The sequence below is a fragment of the Paenibacillus sp. D2_2 genome (assembly GCF_031199965.1).
Lineage (GTDB): Bacteria > Bacillota > Bacilli > Paenibacillales > Paenibacillaceae > Fontibacillus.
Genome location: NZ_CP133605.1, coordinates 2336313 through 2353185 on the forward strand (window position 1 = coordinate 2336313; position 16873 = coordinate 2353185).

General features: G+C 46.5%; 17 protein-coding genes and 1 pseudogene. 16 read left to right on the forward strand and 2 right to left on the reverse strand.

Going from position 1 to position 16873, the window contains the following annotated elements; all coding sequences use genetic code 11:
- The first annotated feature begins 5 nt into the window (after positions 1 to 5).
- From RE628_RS11855 to RE628_RS11920, 13 genes and pseudogenes are all read left to right on the forward strand, one after another.
- Positions 6 to 1079 carry a 23S rRNA (cytidine(2498)-2'-O)-methyltransferase RlmM gene (locus RE628_RS11855; RefSeq protein ID WP_309158873.1) on the forward strand — a complete coding sequence of 358 codons (1074 nt, stop codon included), beginning with the start codon at positions 6 to 8 and terminating at the stop codon, positions 1077 to 1079.
- A 255-nt stretch (positions 1080 to 1334) separates the two neighbouring features.
- Positions 1335 to 2867, forward strand: coding sequence for a serine/threonine protein kinase (locus RE628_RS11860; RefSeq protein ID WP_309158874.1), 1533 nt, complete (start codon positions 1335 to 1337; stop codon positions 2865 to 2867).
- Between the two features lie 3 nt (positions 2868 to 2870).
- Complete coding sequence (locus RE628_RS11865) at positions 2871 to 3308, forward strand: SAF domain-containing protein (RefSeq protein ID WP_309158875.1); 438 nt, start codon at positions 2871 to 2873, stop codon at positions 3306 to 3308.
- Entirely contained in the window at positions 3278 to 3763 is a 486-nt protein-coding gene (locus RE628_RS11870) for a hypothetical protein (protein WP_309158876.1), read from the forward strand. The genes RE628_RS11865 and RE628_RS11870 overlap by 31 nt, the downstream gene beginning before the upstream one ends.
- 57 nt (positions 3764 to 3820) lie before the next feature.
- Positions 3821 to 4537, forward strand: a complete 717-nt coding sequence (locus RE628_RS11875; RefSeq protein ID WP_309158877.1) for a hypothetical protein — start codon at positions 3821 to 3823, stop codon at positions 4535 to 4537.
- Positions 4534 to 5361 carry a hypothetical protein gene (locus tag RE628_RS11880; protein ID WP_309158878.1) on the forward strand — a complete coding sequence of 276 codons (828 nt, stop codon included), beginning with the start codon at positions 4534 to 4536 and terminating at the stop codon, positions 5359 to 5361. The genes RE628_RS11875 and RE628_RS11880 overlap by 4 nt, the downstream gene beginning before the upstream one ends.
- A gap of 2 nt (positions 5362 to 5363) precedes the next feature.
- Positions 5364 to 7204: pseudogene (locus tag RE628_RS11890) on the forward strand (ATPase, T2SS/T4P/T4SS family).
- A complete protein-coding gene (locus RE628_RS11895; protein WP_309158881.1) occupies positions 7194 to 8600 on the forward strand; it encodes a hypothetical protein in 1407 nt (468 codons plus the stop codon). Before RE628_RS11890 ends, RE628_RS11895 begins: the two are co-directional and overlap by 11 nt.
- Positions 8542 to 9291 carry a hypothetical protein gene (locus RE628_RS11900; RefSeq protein WP_309158882.1) on the forward strand — a complete coding sequence of 250 codons (750 nt, stop codon included), beginning with the start codon at positions 8542 to 8544 and terminating at the stop codon, positions 9289 to 9291. Before RE628_RS11895 ends, RE628_RS11900 begins: the two co-directional genes overlap by 59 nt.
- A gap of 140 nt (positions 9292 to 9431) precedes the next feature.
- A complete protein-coding gene (locus RE628_RS11905) occupies positions 9432 to 9917 on the forward strand; it encodes an ABC transporter permease (protein ID WP_309158883.1) in 486 nt (161 codons plus the stop codon).
- Between the two features lie 53 nt (positions 9918 to 9970).
- Entirely contained in the window at positions 9971 to 10333 is a 363-nt protein-coding gene (locus RE628_RS11910) for a hypothetical protein (RefSeq protein WP_309158884.1), read from the forward strand.
- Complete coding sequence (locus RE628_RS11915) at positions 10330 to 10884, forward strand: hypothetical protein (protein WP_309158885.1); 555 nt, start codon at positions 10330 to 10332, stop codon at positions 10882 to 10884. Before RE628_RS11910 ends, RE628_RS11915 begins: the two co-directional genes overlap by 4 nt.
- Positions 10871 to 11851 carry a hypothetical protein gene (locus RE628_RS11920; RefSeq protein WP_309158886.1) on the forward strand — a complete coding sequence of 327 codons (981 nt, stop codon included), beginning with the start codon at positions 10871 to 10873 and terminating at the stop codon, positions 11849 to 11851. The genes RE628_RS11915 and RE628_RS11920 overlap by 14 nt, the downstream gene beginning before the upstream one ends.
- Positions 11852 to 11905: 54 nt before the next feature.
- On the opposite strand, the gene RE628_RS11925 is transcribed toward RE628_RS11920, so the two are convergent.
- A complete protein-coding gene (locus tag RE628_RS11925; protein ID WP_309158887.1) occupies positions 11906 to 12655 on the reverse strand; it encodes an SDR family NAD(P)-dependent oxidoreductase in 750 nt (249 codons plus the stop codon).
- Between the two features lie 473 nt (positions 12656 to 13128).
- Here RE628_RS11925 and RE628_RS11930 point away from each other — a divergent pair, with 473 nt between their 5' ends.
- The 3 genes from RE628_RS11930 to RE628_RS11940 all read left to right on the forward strand — a co-directional run bounded on the left by RE628_RS11930 (position 13129) and on the right by RE628_RS11940 (position 16090).
- Positions 13129 to 14010, forward strand: coding sequence for a LysR family transcriptional regulator (locus tag RE628_RS11930; RefSeq protein WP_309158888.1), 882 nt, complete (start codon positions 13129 to 13131; stop codon positions 14008 to 14010).
- A gap of 235 nt (positions 14011 to 14245) precedes the next feature.
- Positions 14246 to 15268 (forward strand): MoeB/ThiF family adenylyltransferase, encoded by a 1023-nt coding sequence (locus tag RE628_RS11935; protein WP_309158889.1) that lies wholly within the window; start codon positions 14246 to 14248, stop codon positions 15266 to 15268.
- Between the two features lie 150 nt (positions 15269 to 15418).
- Positions 15419 to 16090, forward strand: coding sequence for a winged helix-turn-helix domain-containing protein (locus RE628_RS11940; RefSeq protein WP_309158890.1), 672 nt, complete (start codon positions 15419 to 15421; stop codon positions 16088 to 16090).
- Positions 16091 to 16164: 74 nt separating this feature from the next.
- Here the strand turns inward: RE628_RS11940 and RE628_RS11945 are convergent, their stop codons facing one another.
- Positions 16165 to 16686, reverse strand: a complete 522-nt coding sequence (locus RE628_RS11945; RefSeq protein WP_309158891.1) for a C40 family peptidase — start codon at positions 16684 to 16686, stop codon at positions 16165 to 16167.
- Positions 16687 to 16873: the final 187 nt, after the last annotated feature.

Sequence of the window (16873 nt, forward strand, 5' to 3'; positions counted from 1 at the left end):
ACAACTTGAATATTCACATACAAGAAAATACTGATGCTACGCAGGTCGTAGCGTCGACCCGATACGTGTGTACGGCGAATCATGGATTCGCTCCGTACGCACAGGAGGAACTGCGTAGATTATTTGGCTCGGTGAAGAGTACCGTGCTTGTATCTGGAGAGGTATTGCTGGTTACTCTACCGTTTGAGTCACAGGAGATTGAGAGACGTTTTGCTGAGGTGCAGCCTCTATTTTTGCGTCATATGTTTCCAGTCAGTTGGCAGTGGACGGTTGATGTAGAGAATTCGAACCGGGCTTGGGAGGATGAGCTTGTAGAGTACCTTCTTGCTGATGGGCGGATCAATGGGGCTAAGGTAGCTATCCAGCCACGGAAATCTGAAGGCTCATTGTGGCAGGAGAGTGCGCTTTCGTTCAAAGATATGCTTCAAGCACGGCTGGATGAATCCAAAGCTGAGTTTGTGGTGAGAGATGCCGATTTGATCGTATCTGTATTTATTGGGAAGGATCAAGTCCTGGTGGGAATCTCAACGCCGCAGCAGAATTTATCAGACTGGAATGGTGGAGCAATTCGTTTCCAGCGTGAGGAAGGGCAGATTTCAAGGGCGAAGTTTAAGCTCCTGGAAGCAGAATCAGTCTTTGATATCGATTTTTCGGCTTTTCATGAGGCGCTTGATATCGGGGCTGCCCCAGGGGGATGGTCCTCGTTCCTGCTGGAGCGAGGTCTTAAGGTAACGGCCGTAGATCCGGCAAAGATGCATCCATCGATACTTGATTCACCGCGGTTGACGCATATCCGAAAAAATGCGGACAGCGTTAAATTCCGTGAAGGACAGTTCGATTTACTCGTGTGCGATATGAGCTGGAATCCGAAACAGACGGCAAAAATGGTCATCGATTTGCTGTATGCGCTCGTACCGGGCGGAACAGCAGTCGTTACTGTCAAGCTGATGAGCAAGAAACCGATGGCGCTTATTCAGGAAGTTATCTCGCTGTTTGAGGCATCGCAAATGCAAGTACAGCGCGCAAAACAGCTGTTCCATAACCGTGATGAAATTACACTATATATGATTAAATATTAATAGCATGAACTAATTATTGTAAAAGTGCGTGTTCAAAAAGTACGGTTTTCAGCACCGAGAAGGTTGGATGAAGCTAGGGACTGAGTGGACTTTTTGAACAACCTCTAAAAAAAGAGTTTTACTTCTTATAAGTTTATGCTATACTGATTCCAAAATTATACAAGAATAACAATAGGGAAAGCATCCCGTTTAGTCTCGGCTAGTCCGAGCTGAACGTGATTGCTTTCCCTTTTGTGTTGCAAAGGAGGTTATCGCTTGCCGCATATTGCGATGCTTGCTGAAGGAGATGTTATTGCGGGACGATACCGGATCGAGCGCTTGATCGGACAGGGTGGCATGAGTCATGTGTATCTAGCTGCAGATTTAAAGCTTCCAGGTAAGCTGTGGGCGATCAAGGAAATGACGGACCGTGTGCCTAGAGAGATGCAATTGGAGGAGGAGGCAGCACTTTTGATCGCAATGAATCACCATCGTCTGCCGCGGATCGTTGATTTCTGGTCTAGTGAAAACGGAGATCGTTCTTATCTTGTGATGGATTATATCGAAGGGGTACATCTTGATAAGTATGTGCGGCAGTTAGGCTCTAGCTTCAAGCCGGAAACACTGGTCGGGATTGGCATGCAAATATGCGAAGGTCTGCATTACTTACATAGCCGAAAACCACCGATTATTCATCGCGATTTAAAGCCTTCAAATCTGTTGATTGACAGTAAGGGCGAGATTCGGTTTGTTGATTTCGGCATTGCCCGCAAATTTCGGCCTAACGGTATCGAGGATACGATCAAGCTGGGGACGATTGGATTCGCGGCGCCGGAGCAATATGGTGGCCGTCAGAGTGATGGAAGGGCGGATTTGTATTCCTTAGGTGCGGTGCTGCTCTATTTGGGGACCCATTGCAAGTATATGGAATGCACATCAGAGGCAATGACTCTGCTTGCCAAGAATGGATTTTCACGTCTAGGTCCTGTTATTGAGAAATTGTTACACAGCCATCCGGAGGAGAGGTTCCAAACAGCACAGGATGCGGGAACTGCCTTATCTAAGCTGCTCGAACGTTCACAGTCTCAAGGCATTAAGGCCAGGGGTAAAGAACAAGAAGGTGAAAAGGGTACATTTCCCGGTCGTTCTATTGTTATCGCTGTGATGGGAACCGGGCCGGGAGTTGGGGTAACGCATACAGCGATTTCACTGGCTCATTCGTTGGCCAGATATTCTCGAAGGGTTGCTGTGATGGAGCTTGATCCCCGGGCAACAGCGTTGGAACGAATTCTGCATAGGCTTGGGGATGAGGGGAGACATTCCAGACAGTTGCCTAACCGTCGTGCTCGTATTGAGGGAGTTGACTATATCAGAACCAGCTCAAGAGTTGAGATGCTTGATCTATTCGCAAAGGACTACACCTACATAATTTGTGATCTTGGTTCAAGCAGGCGTAAGGATTTGCTTGAGGAATATGTCAGGGCGGATCTGGCGATTCTTGTAGGCTCTTCTGCTGTGTGGAGGGTTGATGAATTGGAGCTGTTCGCTGCCGCTGCTCCAGGTCAAATCAAGCAATCGCCGGTGTACTGTCTTCCGTTTGTGGCTGGAGCAGAGGTTAGCAGGCTGCAGAGAACACTGGATACAAAGCAGGTCTATGCATTACCAGCCGATAGCAATCCGTTCGTCCCGGACAGGCCATGGAGATGGCACTGCTCCAGGCATGTAGTGAAGTGCTACCTCAAGGCATTCGTCCGGTCAAACGTGGATTCTGGTTATCCAGTAGAAAGTAGTGAAGGAGAAGTGAGATAGTAAATGATTAGAAAACGGACAAGGCAATTTATATATGCCGGAATTGTCGGTGCTGGAATCGTCGGTATTGCCTTCGTAGGTTATGCGATCCATGCTTCAAACAAATTGGAGCAGGTACGTACATCCGTGACTAAGCAATACGAATCTGAAATATCCGCGATGAAACAGGCTTCCGGTAATGTTGTCACCGGCTGGACCTTATCGCGGGAAATTCCAGCTGGAGAACGCATTACGAGACAGGATCTGACTTCGATTGTGCTTCCTGTGGACAGCGTTCCGGGTGATTGGTTGAAGGCCTCTGAGAATATCGTTGGTAAGGCCGCCAAAATTACGGTCGCTCCCAAAACGCTGCTTACCGACTCTTTGTTATTTGAGGAGGGGCAGTCTCAGACGATCTTCGTTATCGTGAGATGGGCTTCATCCAGTTGCCGGGTGAATTGAAGCAGAAGGATGTCGTCGACATTCGGATTCAATTCCCGACCGGACAGGATTATATTCTGCTGTCCAAGAAGCGGGTTGAATCACTCTCTCCCGGTGTTGTTACGTCAACCCTCAATGAAGAAGAGATTCTGCTGTTGTCCAGTGGGATCGTAGACGCTTATTTACATAAGGCATCTATTTATGCCCTTAAGTATGTGGAGCCGTACTTACAACGGGAAGCTATAATGACGTATCCGCCAAGCGATGCCGTGCTTCAGGTGATTCGAAAGGATCCGAATATTGTGGATATGGCGGAGCACGCACTGACAGCTACGATAAGAGCGGGACTGGAGGGCGATTTGGCGTCGGTCACGTCGCAGCGTGCGGCTGAATTTATGAGCCAGAAATCCACTTCTACTTCGGTCCGCACCTCGCAGGAGGGGAGCGATTCATTTGTGCTCGATGCTGGGAAGTGATAGTAACAGGAATCGGGTGGTTTGGTGGGTTGACAAGGTCTATTTGGAGGGGATCGGATGAAACGTTGGCTATTCGCCGGGGTGAGCGATAAGCGGGAGCTTATCCTCTACATATGTAAGCTGCTCACTGCGTCCGGACAGCGTGTATTGCTAGTGGATCGAACGGCCGAGAGCAAATATCAATATCTCACTCGTAACAGAGAGGCCGCTTTACCGCTAATCGAGTTCTGTGGCTTTGATATCACCAGTGGGAAGCTAATAACTACAGAAGAAGGAACTGGATTGCCAGAGGCAACCCGTATTAGGGACGAGAGCTATGATTATGTACTTTACGATTATGAGTTGGATCAGCCAGAAGAAAGAGGGCTATGCTCGCAAATGGATCAGTTTATATGGGTGACCACCTATGATCATTATGAGGTGGAACGAAGTGCTGACTGGTTCAGACAATTGCTTCGCTCGGATCCGGAACTGGCAGGCGTCCGTGTTCATCCTGTTCTGATAAGAACGGTGGAGAGCTACTTGACCGCAGATTACATGATAAGTCTGGCAGATGATTTACCGATAGAGTGGAATACAGAGGTTGCGTGCATCCCCTGGAATGAGCTTAATGCGGCCATCCATTATGAGAACGGGCATGAGCATATGCTTCATATTCATCGAATCACCAGCTCTTATAGAAGAGCCTTGATATCTTTAATTATACAGTTGACAGGCTGGACTAGAAACGAAACAAAAAGGGCGATGCGCAGCGCAAAAAGGAGGGTCATATGAGTCGAATTGTTATATGGGATTACGGTTATAGCGGTGCAGAGGATATCGCGGCGGCGATAGCCATTGTAACATCACTATACCAGAGACGGCGTGTATTGCTGATTAATGAAGAGGATGTCGGGCATGGAGTAGAGCAAGGATTTCCCGTGTATGACGCTGCAGTTAATAGAGATAGCTCGAAGATTACGGAGACCGGGACGGAAGCTTTGCTGCGGCTTCTTATCACTCAGCGCATATCACGGTATAACTTTGTGGACTATACAAGACCGTTGATTAACAGTCGTCTTGACCTCATCCCCGGTGCTAGTGGAGGACTGAACAGGCAGGCAGACGCTGCGCTGTTGCAACAGTTATATGCAGTAGCGGAGGATGTGTATGAATTCGTATTCCTGCATCGGAGCGGCATGTCGCTACCTGTTGAAGAAGCGGAAGAGGTGCTGCTGCTGCCTGTACTTCAACAGAATCGTATCGGACTTGACCCATTTTTTGCATATTATCGATCTTGTTCTGAGGTCTCAAGGAATAAGGTAAAAGGAATCATTCTCCGTAACTACGATCGTCAGGCCAAATGGAATATCGCAAATATCAAACGGTACTATAATTGTGAAATTCCGATTTATGGCATCTGTTATGATACTGGGTTCGCAGATTCATGGAATGAGCATGACCTGCTTCGGTATTTCCGTCGAATTCACTTGCCTGGTCGCATGGGAGCAAAACGTGGGACTATGCTGGAAGCTCTACAGGAGCTTGGTGGAGCATTATCCGCAGTCTCAGATAATTATTTACCTCCGTCATCCCTATCTGATGACAAGGGGGCTTAGCTATGGAACGACTTACGAACGGGATCGGGATTGCTTTGATTCTGCTTCTGGCACTTCTTCTCGTCTGGCTAAGGGCTAGAGCAGTATCTGAAGATAAATCAACGAGTAAGGTGATTCATGAACGTTATAGCCTACCCGATCTCATCGCCTATGTGAAGTTTCAACTACATGAACTGAGCCGCAATAAGATCAATCAATGGGGAATGGGGAGGAGTCCTGGGCACGTAAAGTGAAAGCAAGAACAGAGCTGCGCCAGGCACTGAGGGGATGTACTTATGGAGACCGTAGTGATAAGCGATTCGTTCAAACTTATATCCGTGATTTGCTACTTGAAGGATACGGGGTAACTGAGGAGAACATTGAACAGATTATTCCCTTTCAACAGCCATCAAGGCTGACTCACCAGGATCGGTTCGAGGTAATCTTCTATCTATATCGCAAAAGATACGGTGAAGATGCATTGTCGGTTCTAATTGAGGAATACGAGCTCGACGAGCCGAAGCAGACGACAGAAGTTGAAGAAGGGTATGTGTACGAAATTAACGGCGATGATATTGATTACTGCTTCGGTAGAGAATACAGACAGCTCTGCTTCGAAGAGAAGCTGGATATCGTCGTTCAGCGCGTCTATCAGTCCTATAAGGGTTTCTCTGTCATCGATAGTATGCTGGAGCAACGAATCGATGGAATAAGCGGCGGAGTAAGCGGAATATCCGGATCCGGTCATCTTGGTTATGAGCAGAATGATGTTAATGGAGCTACGTTTGGGACAGGCATTGAAGCTCCACTGGACGAAGATGGGCGAGATATATCTCGAGTATGGGAGAGCGTTTGGATATTTTATAAAGGGAAGAGTATCAGACTTCCTTTCCTATCCTTCGACAGTGAGTTCGAGCTCAGAAGGATCTGCCAAAATATATATAAATACAATTTGCCAGGTCAATTGTCAGAGGCCAGCGGATTTAAGGTGAACGATATGAAGGATGGTTCCCGGGTTGTCGTTGTCCGGCCTCCTTTTGCAGAGTCGTGGGCCTTCTTCGTCCGTAAATTTGATACTCAGGGAGCGACGCTTGAACAATTAATACAGGGCCGGGATTCAGAACTTCCAGTTCAGCTTCTGAAATATCTTATGAAGGGCAGCCGGATCACTTCGATTACTGGCTCGCAGGGCTCAGGTAAAACGACGCTGTTAATGGCGCTGGTCAAGCATATCTATGCATCTTATACACTTCGTGTTCAGGAGATGTCTTTCGAATTGAATCTGCGAAAGCTGTATAGTGCAAGAAATATACTTAGTTTTCGAGAGACAGAATACGTAAGTGGACAGGCTGGCCTTGACCTGCAGAAGAAGACAGATGGGACCGTACATATACTCGGTGAGGTAGCTACGGATGAAGTTGCTTCCTGGATGATACAAATGGCACAGGTAGCAAGCCTCTTTACCGTGTTCACGCATCATGCTAAGACCTTTCCTGATTTGGTCGATTCATTACGGAACTCGCTGTTGAAGACGGGAGTGTTCCGGGATGAGCGGGTCGCCGAGCTGCAGGTTGCTGGGGTTATCGATTTTGACATCCATTTGCGCAGAGACATTCACGGCAATCGTTATATTGAGCGGATTACGGAGTGTTGCCGCCGAAGCGATGGCGAAGCCGAAATATTGACCGGAGAACGAACCTATCAGGCAAGGACGATTGTTGAATATGTAGATGGTCAATACCGGATCATGCAACCGATAACCGAACAATGTCGTAATGAAATGCGGCGTGAGATGCTTCCGGAAGATGCCCTCCGTTTTGAGCAATTTCTGACTCAGTATTGGGGGGAGCAGATTGGAGCTTAAATCGATCTTGTTATGGATCGCATTTATATCATTTCTATTATTTGGCGGCGTCTATTTGATCGCTTTAGAGATTCGTAGGCGTGAAGAGAAGAAGGCAGGAGAGCTTGGGATTGCCTTAAATACTGCGACAGCGGGGCCAGGACTCTCATCCAGCTTCAAAGTATTCTGGGCGGCTCTACTATTACGATCCTATGCCTTTTCAATGAAAGTGCCACCCTTACGGTTATATGTGCTGAAGGTACGTGGCCGCATCTCGTTGCTGCAGACACCAGATGAATTCGAATTAAGAAGGCAGACGATGAAGCTCGTATATTCATTGCTTGGCCTATCTGGGATTGCGGTGGTCTCGCTGACATTGATGCATCCTAACGTGCTGTTCTTCCTCACAGTCATAATTGCTGTTGTCGTCATTCATGGGCTTATGCTCGAAGGTTATGTGGGGAGGCTGGAGAAGAAGCTACTGCTGCAAATGCTGCAGTGGTTCGCTGCGGTTAGACATGCCTATCATGCACACGAAATGGTAGCGGATGCGATCGACGAAGCGAATGAAGGCGCGAGTGAGGAACTGGCCAGACATGGGGAGAAAATCTATGAAGCTCTTATCTCAGCTGAGCCGGATAAGGAGCTTGATCGCTACTATGAAACTGCACCTAATCGTTTTCTGAGGGGCTTTGCCTCGATTTCCAGGCTGATTATGGAGTACGGAGATCGTAAGGATGAACAACAGGGATCGCTGTATTTGCGCGGGATCTCGAGCCTGACTGGGGAGATACAGCTAGAATTGATGCGCAGGAACAAGCTTGATTACTTGCTAAAAGGACTCAGTCTAATTGCACTAGCTCCTATTTTCTTCACGAAGCCTATTGAACTTTGGGCCAGACGGAATTTTCCACTGATGGATCAATTTTATTTAAGCAAGCTCGGAATCTCTATTCATATCGGCCTGTTCATTGTTATTATGCTCAGCTATATCCTGCTGCAGAAACTAAAAAGTGAGGAAGCAACCGCCTATCGGGCTGGCGTGGATATTTCGGCTTGGGAGGCAAAGATCTATCGCTATAAGGCGGTAAGAATGATTGTCAACTGGTTCTGTCCACCGCCAGGATCACATTGGTACGATCACATCGTCGAACTGCTTAAGGAGACGAATCAGACCCTTCGTGTTGAATTACTTCAGGTAAGACGAATCGCAATTTATCTTGGTTGTCTATTCCTCATGGTGGGCTCCATTAGTTGGACACATTGGAAGAGCAGGGAATGGATTGTAGCTGAGCCGCCTGGCAAGTTACGTATTTCTTGGCACACTCTCAAAGGAAGAAGGGGAAACTGCTCAGAAGATGGTAGAGCTGGAGCGGCAGATCCTACGCAGCCCAGGGATATCCACGGCGGACGATGATGCAGTAACACAAATCGTTACCACGGTGACGAAGCAGATCGGCTTGAAGCTGGATAAAGGCAAGGTAGAAGCGATTACCCAACGTGTTATGGACAAGCTTGATCGCTATCAAGCGGAGTACTGGAAATGGTGGGAGGTTATGCTTGCCCTCGCATTGCCCATGCTCGGGTATTACAGTCCGATCTGGACACTTCATTTCCAACGTAGATTAAGATTGACAGATATGAGGCATGAAGTGTATCAATTCCAGACGATGATCATGATTTTACGAGAGTTCGAACGTATCTCGGTAGAAGCGATACTGGAGTGGCTATACAGTTACGCCATTATTTTTAAAGCCCCACTTGAGAAGTGCTTGGCCTATTACAGCGCAGGAGCCCAAGAGGCTCTTCAGGGATTGAAGAATGAGATTGCGCTGGAGGAGTTCCAGCGCTTGAGCGAGCACTTGGCTCAGGCAGAGGAGAAAATACCAATTAGAAAAGCGTTTGATGATTTGCAGAGCGAGATGGGGTTTCAGTTTGAACGGAGACGACTTGATTATGAGAAGGATTTGGATATGAAGGCTGAACTGGGCCGGATGATCGGTTTTGCTCCCATGTACTCCATGATTTTCGCATATTTAGTTATTCCACTGATTTGGATGAGCTTCAAGCAGATGGATGTCTATTTTCAACAAATTCAAAATCTATAATGGTAGTCAAAATAGCTCCGCTCTTCAGACCCTAGCTTCATCCAACTGAAGTGTTTTGAAAAAACGCACATCGGAAGAATAAGCTTCGGTGCTGAAAATCGAACTTTTTGAACTCGAAATTATAACTAGGAGGAAAAAATATGAATAACGCTTCATCCGCATTAAAGGTAGCAGCTGGAATCTTCCTAACGATCGCGCTGATTACGATTGTTGTTGTCTTATTCGTCTCGGCTCAGGAGGCGACGAAGACGGCGCAGAACAATTTTTCAGACATTCAGACCGAACTGTCTCAGGCCGCTTTTACAGTATACGATGATACGACCGTTAGCGGTTCGCAGGTAACGAATGCACTACGTAAATTTAAAGACCGCGATCAATTCGGCATCCGGGTTCTTACGGGTAAGAACCGTCAAGGGGAGTGGTATGGAAATACTCTGAATATTACTGGTAATGCCGATGAATTTGGGTCTGTCATAAATAAAAGTAATACGGACATCAGCAATTCATGGAACGAGAGCTTAAATGAATATGTGAATCCGAGCGGGAAGTTCAAGGCCCGGGTTGTTAAGGATAATTCTAATGTCGTGCGCGGCCTGATCTTCACGCAGACAACTGTGAGTCCTTAATGTACCGTTCGCTCAAGGATATGATGTGGCTGCTCTGTTCCACGATACTGTGCATGGGCGCCCTTATATATACGCTTGATCATAGCGAGAGGCAAGCTCTGGTATTGGAAGGGATGGTCCCCTATATTCAGAATCAGAAGGTTAGTGTAAATACGCAGAATTGGATGAATAAAGCTATTCTGACGCAAAGCAGTTACGCTGGTGCGCAGATTTTATACGGTCTGGCAGATTGGCTGGATCAAGGAGTACAACTTCAGGTAGAAGATGTCCCCATTTCAGAGGTAGTTGACATCCCTTCTATATTGAAGACTGTCATTGAGCTCGATCGTAGTTATACCTATGATGCCGAATATGATCAGATGGGGCAGCTGTGCAACCTTTCCTTTCACCTAGTTACAGGAGGCGTTACTCCATGAGTAATCCGCTATCGAAGATAGTTGCGGCGCTGTTGGTAGTGGCTCTGCTGGTGCTGTACCCTGCAGTTCAAGCAGCAGAGCGCGAGGAGAATATAGCCGTATTAGCTGCTTACAATACGATGGTTCAATTCACGGATGCTGTTAGAAATAAAGGTTACTTGTCTGCTAGTATGTACGAAGATCTCGAGCGTGAGTTGGCTGTCTCCGGCCAGGTCTATGAGGTGGAGTTAGAGCACAGGCATAAGAAATATCATCCTGAGTATGACGATCCGGCTGATAGTGCGACGTTTCAGGATCGATTCAGCGTCATCTATGATTCCTACTATACGCCAGAGCTTATAGGTCGGTTATTTCCTGAAAACAACGGGTCGGTAGATGATCTAGACAGGTTGTACAAGATGGAGACAGGTGATTTCTTCTCTGTTGCGCTGACGAGACGCTCGGTTTCTCCGTATCAGGTGTTGACTGGATTCCTGAAGGTTCCATCTGCGGCCGGGAGGGATTCGCAGACGATGCATTATGGGGGAATAGTTCTAAATGAAGATTACTGATTGGGCTATTATCTTTGTCATAATCGTCAGCCCATTTCTCTGGGCTCTTTCACTGTATACCACGGATCTGCAGGAGGTTAACCGCCTGCAGATCCACTATACAACAGCGCTTCGGACTGCGGTACAGGATGCAGGGAGCGTGTTGAACCGAAATGAACTTCAGCAATTTGAGGTGGGATACGGCTCTAGTAAATATATGCGGGCAGATAAAGAACGGGCCCTGTCAGTTCTTCTGCAGTCGCTCGCGATCAACTTTGGTATAGCAGATGACCCACTGGCTCAAGCGGCATTTATGAAATATATTCCTTCTATAGTAGTGATCGATTACGACGGATATTGGATCTATGCGCTGGATGAGATTCGCGGAGCTGATGGAGAGCCAAGTTTAGAGTACCGCTGGCACCCAAAGAAGCGCTATGTTTATATGGATGGTGAGGGGAACAGCGTTGCTTTTACGCTGGATTCTTATATTAGGGTGATCTCTTCATCTACTGGTGAAGAGGTACGGGGGTTACTCGAGGATATTGCTACAATAGTTGACATACCGTTACTGCAGGATGCAGCTGTGTTCGACCAAGTAAGACGTTCGACCATCGTGCACCAGATTGAAGAGGATTTGCAGCAAGTCATCGCTGTACATAATGAATTTACCGCTAGATTAGGCTACACCTATACCTTCACTTTGCCTACGATCCCTCAAGAGGAGTGGAATAATACGTTGGATGATGTCGGGATTATCGCCTTCCTGCAGGGAATTCCCGTCGGGAATCATTACTATAACAACTTTGCTCTTGGGGGTGGGAGGCTGAGAAAGGCAGAGAGAATTGAAGGCGGATTCGATCCGGCAACGGGGATAAAATACTATTACTATGCAAAGTGCGAGGTTCCTTATAAAACCGAAGAGGTGTTCGCACGCAAACAGGAAGCTGCATCACAGGGTTATTATGAAGCCGATTGCAGGCCATAAAAGAACAGGCGCCACTCTGATGAGAGTGTGCGCCTGTTTGTGTATTGTGCTATGTTATTTAAAGGAGGCATATCCTTCATCGGCCATAACGACGCTGCCGTTGATAGCGCTCGCGTTCGGAGTGGAGAGTAGGTATACCGTATCGGCAATCTGTTCAGGCTGAGTCAGCTTATTGCCCATTACCTTGGACTTCATTGCATCAACTAGGCCTTGATCCTTATAGCCTTGAATAATTGGAGTATCGACGGCACCCGGAGCTACGGCAACAACGCGGATGCCATGTGGAGAGAGTTCGAGAGCCGCTGATTTGGTCATCATAATAACTGCGCCTTTGCTAGCGTGATAGGCGAAGGTTCCCGGAGAAGCCAGGAATCCGAATACAGAGGCAGTATTGATAATTACGCCATGGATCCCCATTTCTCTCATCTTCTTGCCAGCGGCGATGATCCCGTAGGCCACCCCATGCTGGTTCACGTTAATGACGGCTTGGTAATCTTCCAGTTTCTGATCTAGAACTGGGGTCAGACGGCCAATTCCGGCGTTATTGAACATCACGTCAATTCTGCCAAAGGTTTTAACGGCTTGCTCGACCAGAGCTTCGACATCTTCGAATTTTGATACATCCGTTTTAACGAAAATGGCTTCTCCGCCATTTGCCTTGATCTCATCAACAACAGCTTGTCCGGCTTGTTCATTGAAATCGGCAACGACGACGCGATCCCCTTCGGCTGCGAATTTCAATGCTGTTGATTTACCGATACCACTTGCACTACCTGTAATAACTGCAACTCTCTTTGTATCCATATGAGAACTCCACCTTTCTAGAAGTTGTAATTTATCTACGAGGTCATTGTAACAAATGTCATTGTTTAATAAAATTTATATATATTTATCTGCAATTAAATAATACTTAACAATTAGAATTGTTCAAAAAGTTCGGTTTTCAGCACCGTATCTTATTCTTCCGATGTGCGTTTTTTCAAAACGCTTCAGTTGGATGAAGGTAGGGTCTGAGGAGCGGAGCTACACGTTTTCGTAGAAAACGACTTCGTAAGCATTTGCTTAGACCCGGGTGAATTCAAGATTCGATGCTGAGTTACTTCTTCGATTTACTTCGTGTTAGATATAGAATTTATAAGTTATCAGCAAAGCTGATGAAATTCTATATCGTAAGAAAACCTACCTTTGAATCGCGGTCGCTCATCCATGAATTGGACTCGATTGGTTTTCTTATCAAAAGCGGACTTTTTGACTACCTTGTGAGAGGCGGGTTGTAAATGAATCTGGAACAGCTGGAGTATATCGTGGATGTGGCGAAGACGAAATCACTGACCAAGACAGCGGAGCGTACGCATGTAACCTTATCGGCGGTTAGTCAATCCATTTCTATGCTTGAGTCTGAGCTGGATGTTGTGTTATTCCACCGTTCTCGTGGCATCGGAGCAATTCCAACGGCAGAGGGCCAGGCTCTGATTGAGATTGCGGGCGAAATCTTGAACCTTGTGAAGCATCTGAAGGAGGAAGCGGGTAATTATAGCGAGCGATTAAATGGCGTATTATTCATCGGAACCATTCCTGGCCCTATGCACTTGCTGATGGAGCTGATCGCGGATTTCAAGATCGATTATCCAGATGTGAAGATACAGATCATTGAGAAGGGACCGAAGGATATTCTTGATGAGCTGCACAACAATCAGATTGACATTGGATTCATTGCACTAAATGAGAAGCAGATCAATCAGAACAAGACGCTGCGTTTCGAACGAACCTTTATGGGCAAGATGGTTGTCGGAGTTAGAGCCGATTCTCCGCTGGCTCTGCGGAAGTCCATACATCCGCGGGAATTACTGAAATATACGCTCGTATTGTACGATGACGAATATATCAGATCCTACATCACGGAGTTCGTGGCCAAGTTCGGGGAGCTTGATATTTTATTCATTTCTAACAATGTTCCGGCGATTCAGAAGGCTGTATTAGGTGGTCTAGCGCTTACGGTCGGCCTGGATTACTCGTTTAAAAATCAAGAGCTACCTGATAATATAGTGCCGATTGAGCTGGAGAATCATTATCCGGTATATTATGGCTGGGTAAGCTCTACTCAGAATCAGACCAATCCGATTATTAAACGCTTCATCCAACGGCTGAGGCATATGTAAGTCTCATAGTTTCGAACTCCGATCAATTAGGCTTTGCATGGATTGCTAGATTACGAACGATGGCTTGATATGCTACAATAAATTCTTGATTGTCCACATATTCAGAAGGACAAGCATGAAGTTTGAACGTCTAAATTCTACCTTTAGTTTTTCGAAAATAGTGATCTAAAGTTTCGTTAGAAGAGTAGTTAATAAGTGGATTCGCATAGAAACTTGGAATAAGGGAGTGGATCCTGTGCAGGATCGGTATTCGAGGCAAAAGTTGTTCCGACCTATAGGGCCGACTGGCCAGCAGATGCTCCTCGATGCTAAGGTGCTTATTATTGGAGCAGGCGCACTAGGTACTGGTCTAGCCGAGTCATTGGCCCGATCTGGGGTCGGCCATCTGGTGGTAGCAGATCGTGATTATATAGAATGGAGCAATCTCCAGCGTCAACAGTTGTTCACGGAGGAGGATGCTGCTTGCCGTAAGCCCAAGGCAGTGGCGGTCAAGGAGCGGCTCGCCATGATCAATTCTGAGGTGCAAGTTGAAGCGTATGTGATTGACGTTACTAGAGAAGAGTTGGAGGAACTGCTTCCTGGTGTCCAACTTATCCTTGATGCAACAGATAATTTTGATACCCGGCTGTTGATTAATGACATCTCCCAGAAATACCGAATTCCTTGGATTTATGGTGGCTGTGTTGGCAGCTATGGGATGACTTATACGATCCTCCCCGATGTGACGCCTTGCTTGAACTGTCTGCTTGGCACGATGCCGATTGGAGGGGAGACTTGCGATACGATTGGAGTTATCCCTTCCGCAGTACAGACTGTCGTCGCGCATCAGGCTACAGAAGCAATTAAGCTTTTGACGGGACAAGTTGACGCCTTACGTGGGACTCTGTTAACCTTTGATCTGTGGAAGAATGAACAGGTAGCTATTAAAGTCGATTCAGCCCGTCGAAGTGACTGCGCTTCTTGCGGAGAGGCGGCGACATACCCCTATTTATCTGCAGTTGGCACTAGAAAGACAGAAGTACTGTGCGGCAGAGATACGGTTCAGATCCGTCCCGCGCAACCCAAGGAACTGAATCTGGCTGAGATGGCACAGACATTAGGTAGATTAGGTGAAGGTCAGGTAGAGCGGAACCCTTTCTTGCTGTCATTTTCTATCGGGGATCATAGAATTGTGTTGTTTGCAGATGGAAGGGCCTTGATTCACGGGACGAAAGATCCGATGGAGGCTAGAGCAATTTATGACCGTTACTTTGGTTAACAGCCAATATATAATTATTTCGTATTTTACGGCCATTCCTGATCTACACGGGAATGGTTTGTTTATTTTTTGACCACTTTAATACTAAGTTGGAACAAGATATACATTCACATATACAGTTTGTTTGACGGACAGAAGGTGGGGGACAACATGAAGGCAAATTTGTTGCTGATTACAGATGATGAGAATTGGGGAGCAAAATGGCAGAACGATCTGGAAAGTACAGGATTCAAAGTTCATTTAGTTCTGGATACTGAGCAAATAGATCGGGAAATTGCCATAGAATCGCCAGAAGTTATTGTTATTTCGGGCGATTGGTCTTATGTTATTGAAATTATGCCAAGGTTAGGAGATGAACCGGCTTTTCCCATTATCGTATTGCAGCGGTCACCAAGAACGGCGGATACAGTAATGGCCTTCCAATATGGTGCAAATGATGTCATCAACGAGAATATGGCTATCGAAGAGATTAATGCGCGGATCGTTAGCTTGATAAGATTATTCAGGCGCATTATGGACGTTTATTCGGATGAACTATCCTTCGAGGATTTACGAATGGAGTTGAAGAGCCGTAAGGTGTTCCGGGAAGGTGAATTGATCCGTCTTACGCCGAAGGAATACGAACTGCTGAGGCATTTGCTCAAAAGAGTAGGTGAAGTCTGTCAGAGAGAGGCGATTCTGCAGGAGGTATGGGGGTATGATTTTGCCACCGGCACAAATGTGGTTGACGTGTATATTCGGCATCTGCGCAAGAAGATCGACAAGGGTAGGGCTCGCAAACTGATCCATACCGTAAGAGGAACGGGATATATGATACAATGAGGGCTGATCCCTGGCCAATATGGCACAGCGGGAACAGCCCTCGACTTTTTCATATCTTTTGTATGTTTTTTGTACTACAGTACGCGACGTGCTTTCAAGTAAGTTTTCTTCCAGTTACCGGAGTTAAGATCGGAGATCGTTACACCTGGTTTACCATAAGTGTGCAGGATTTTTCCGTTGCCCATGTATACTGCAACATGCGTTACGTTCTTGCCATTAGCGCGGCTTCCGCTTGAGAAGAACACCAAATCTCCGGCTTTCAGATTGCTCTTGGATACAGCTTTTCCGACCTTGGATTGAGCAGCAGCTGTGCGCGGTAGAGTTACGCCATATTTTTTGAAAATATGCTTCATAAAGGACGAGCAGTCAAATACTTTAGTAGTAGAAGTGGAAGCGCCGAATTGATAAGGGGTTCCCATATAAGTTTTACCATAATTGACAACTTGCGTTCCCTTGGATGTTGCGGTAGCTTGAGCTGCTGTATTCGATGCGGATGCGGATGCTGCATCAACGCCAGTGACCATAAAAGCGCTAAATCCGATTGTAGATGCAAGGCCGACAGCTAATATTTTTTTGGATATGTTGTTCATCTTCATGTTGTAGTTACCTCCAAAGTGACTAGATAGATTTTGTGTTATTGGTTAACCGAATCAAGTTAACCAGCTGAGATAAACTATAACAGAACTTTAATGTCCTAATAATTGGAATGGGTATGCTTAAGCTGGATACACCAAGGGTTTGAGGACGATTATTAAAAAACGATTAAAGTTACAAAATGTTAAT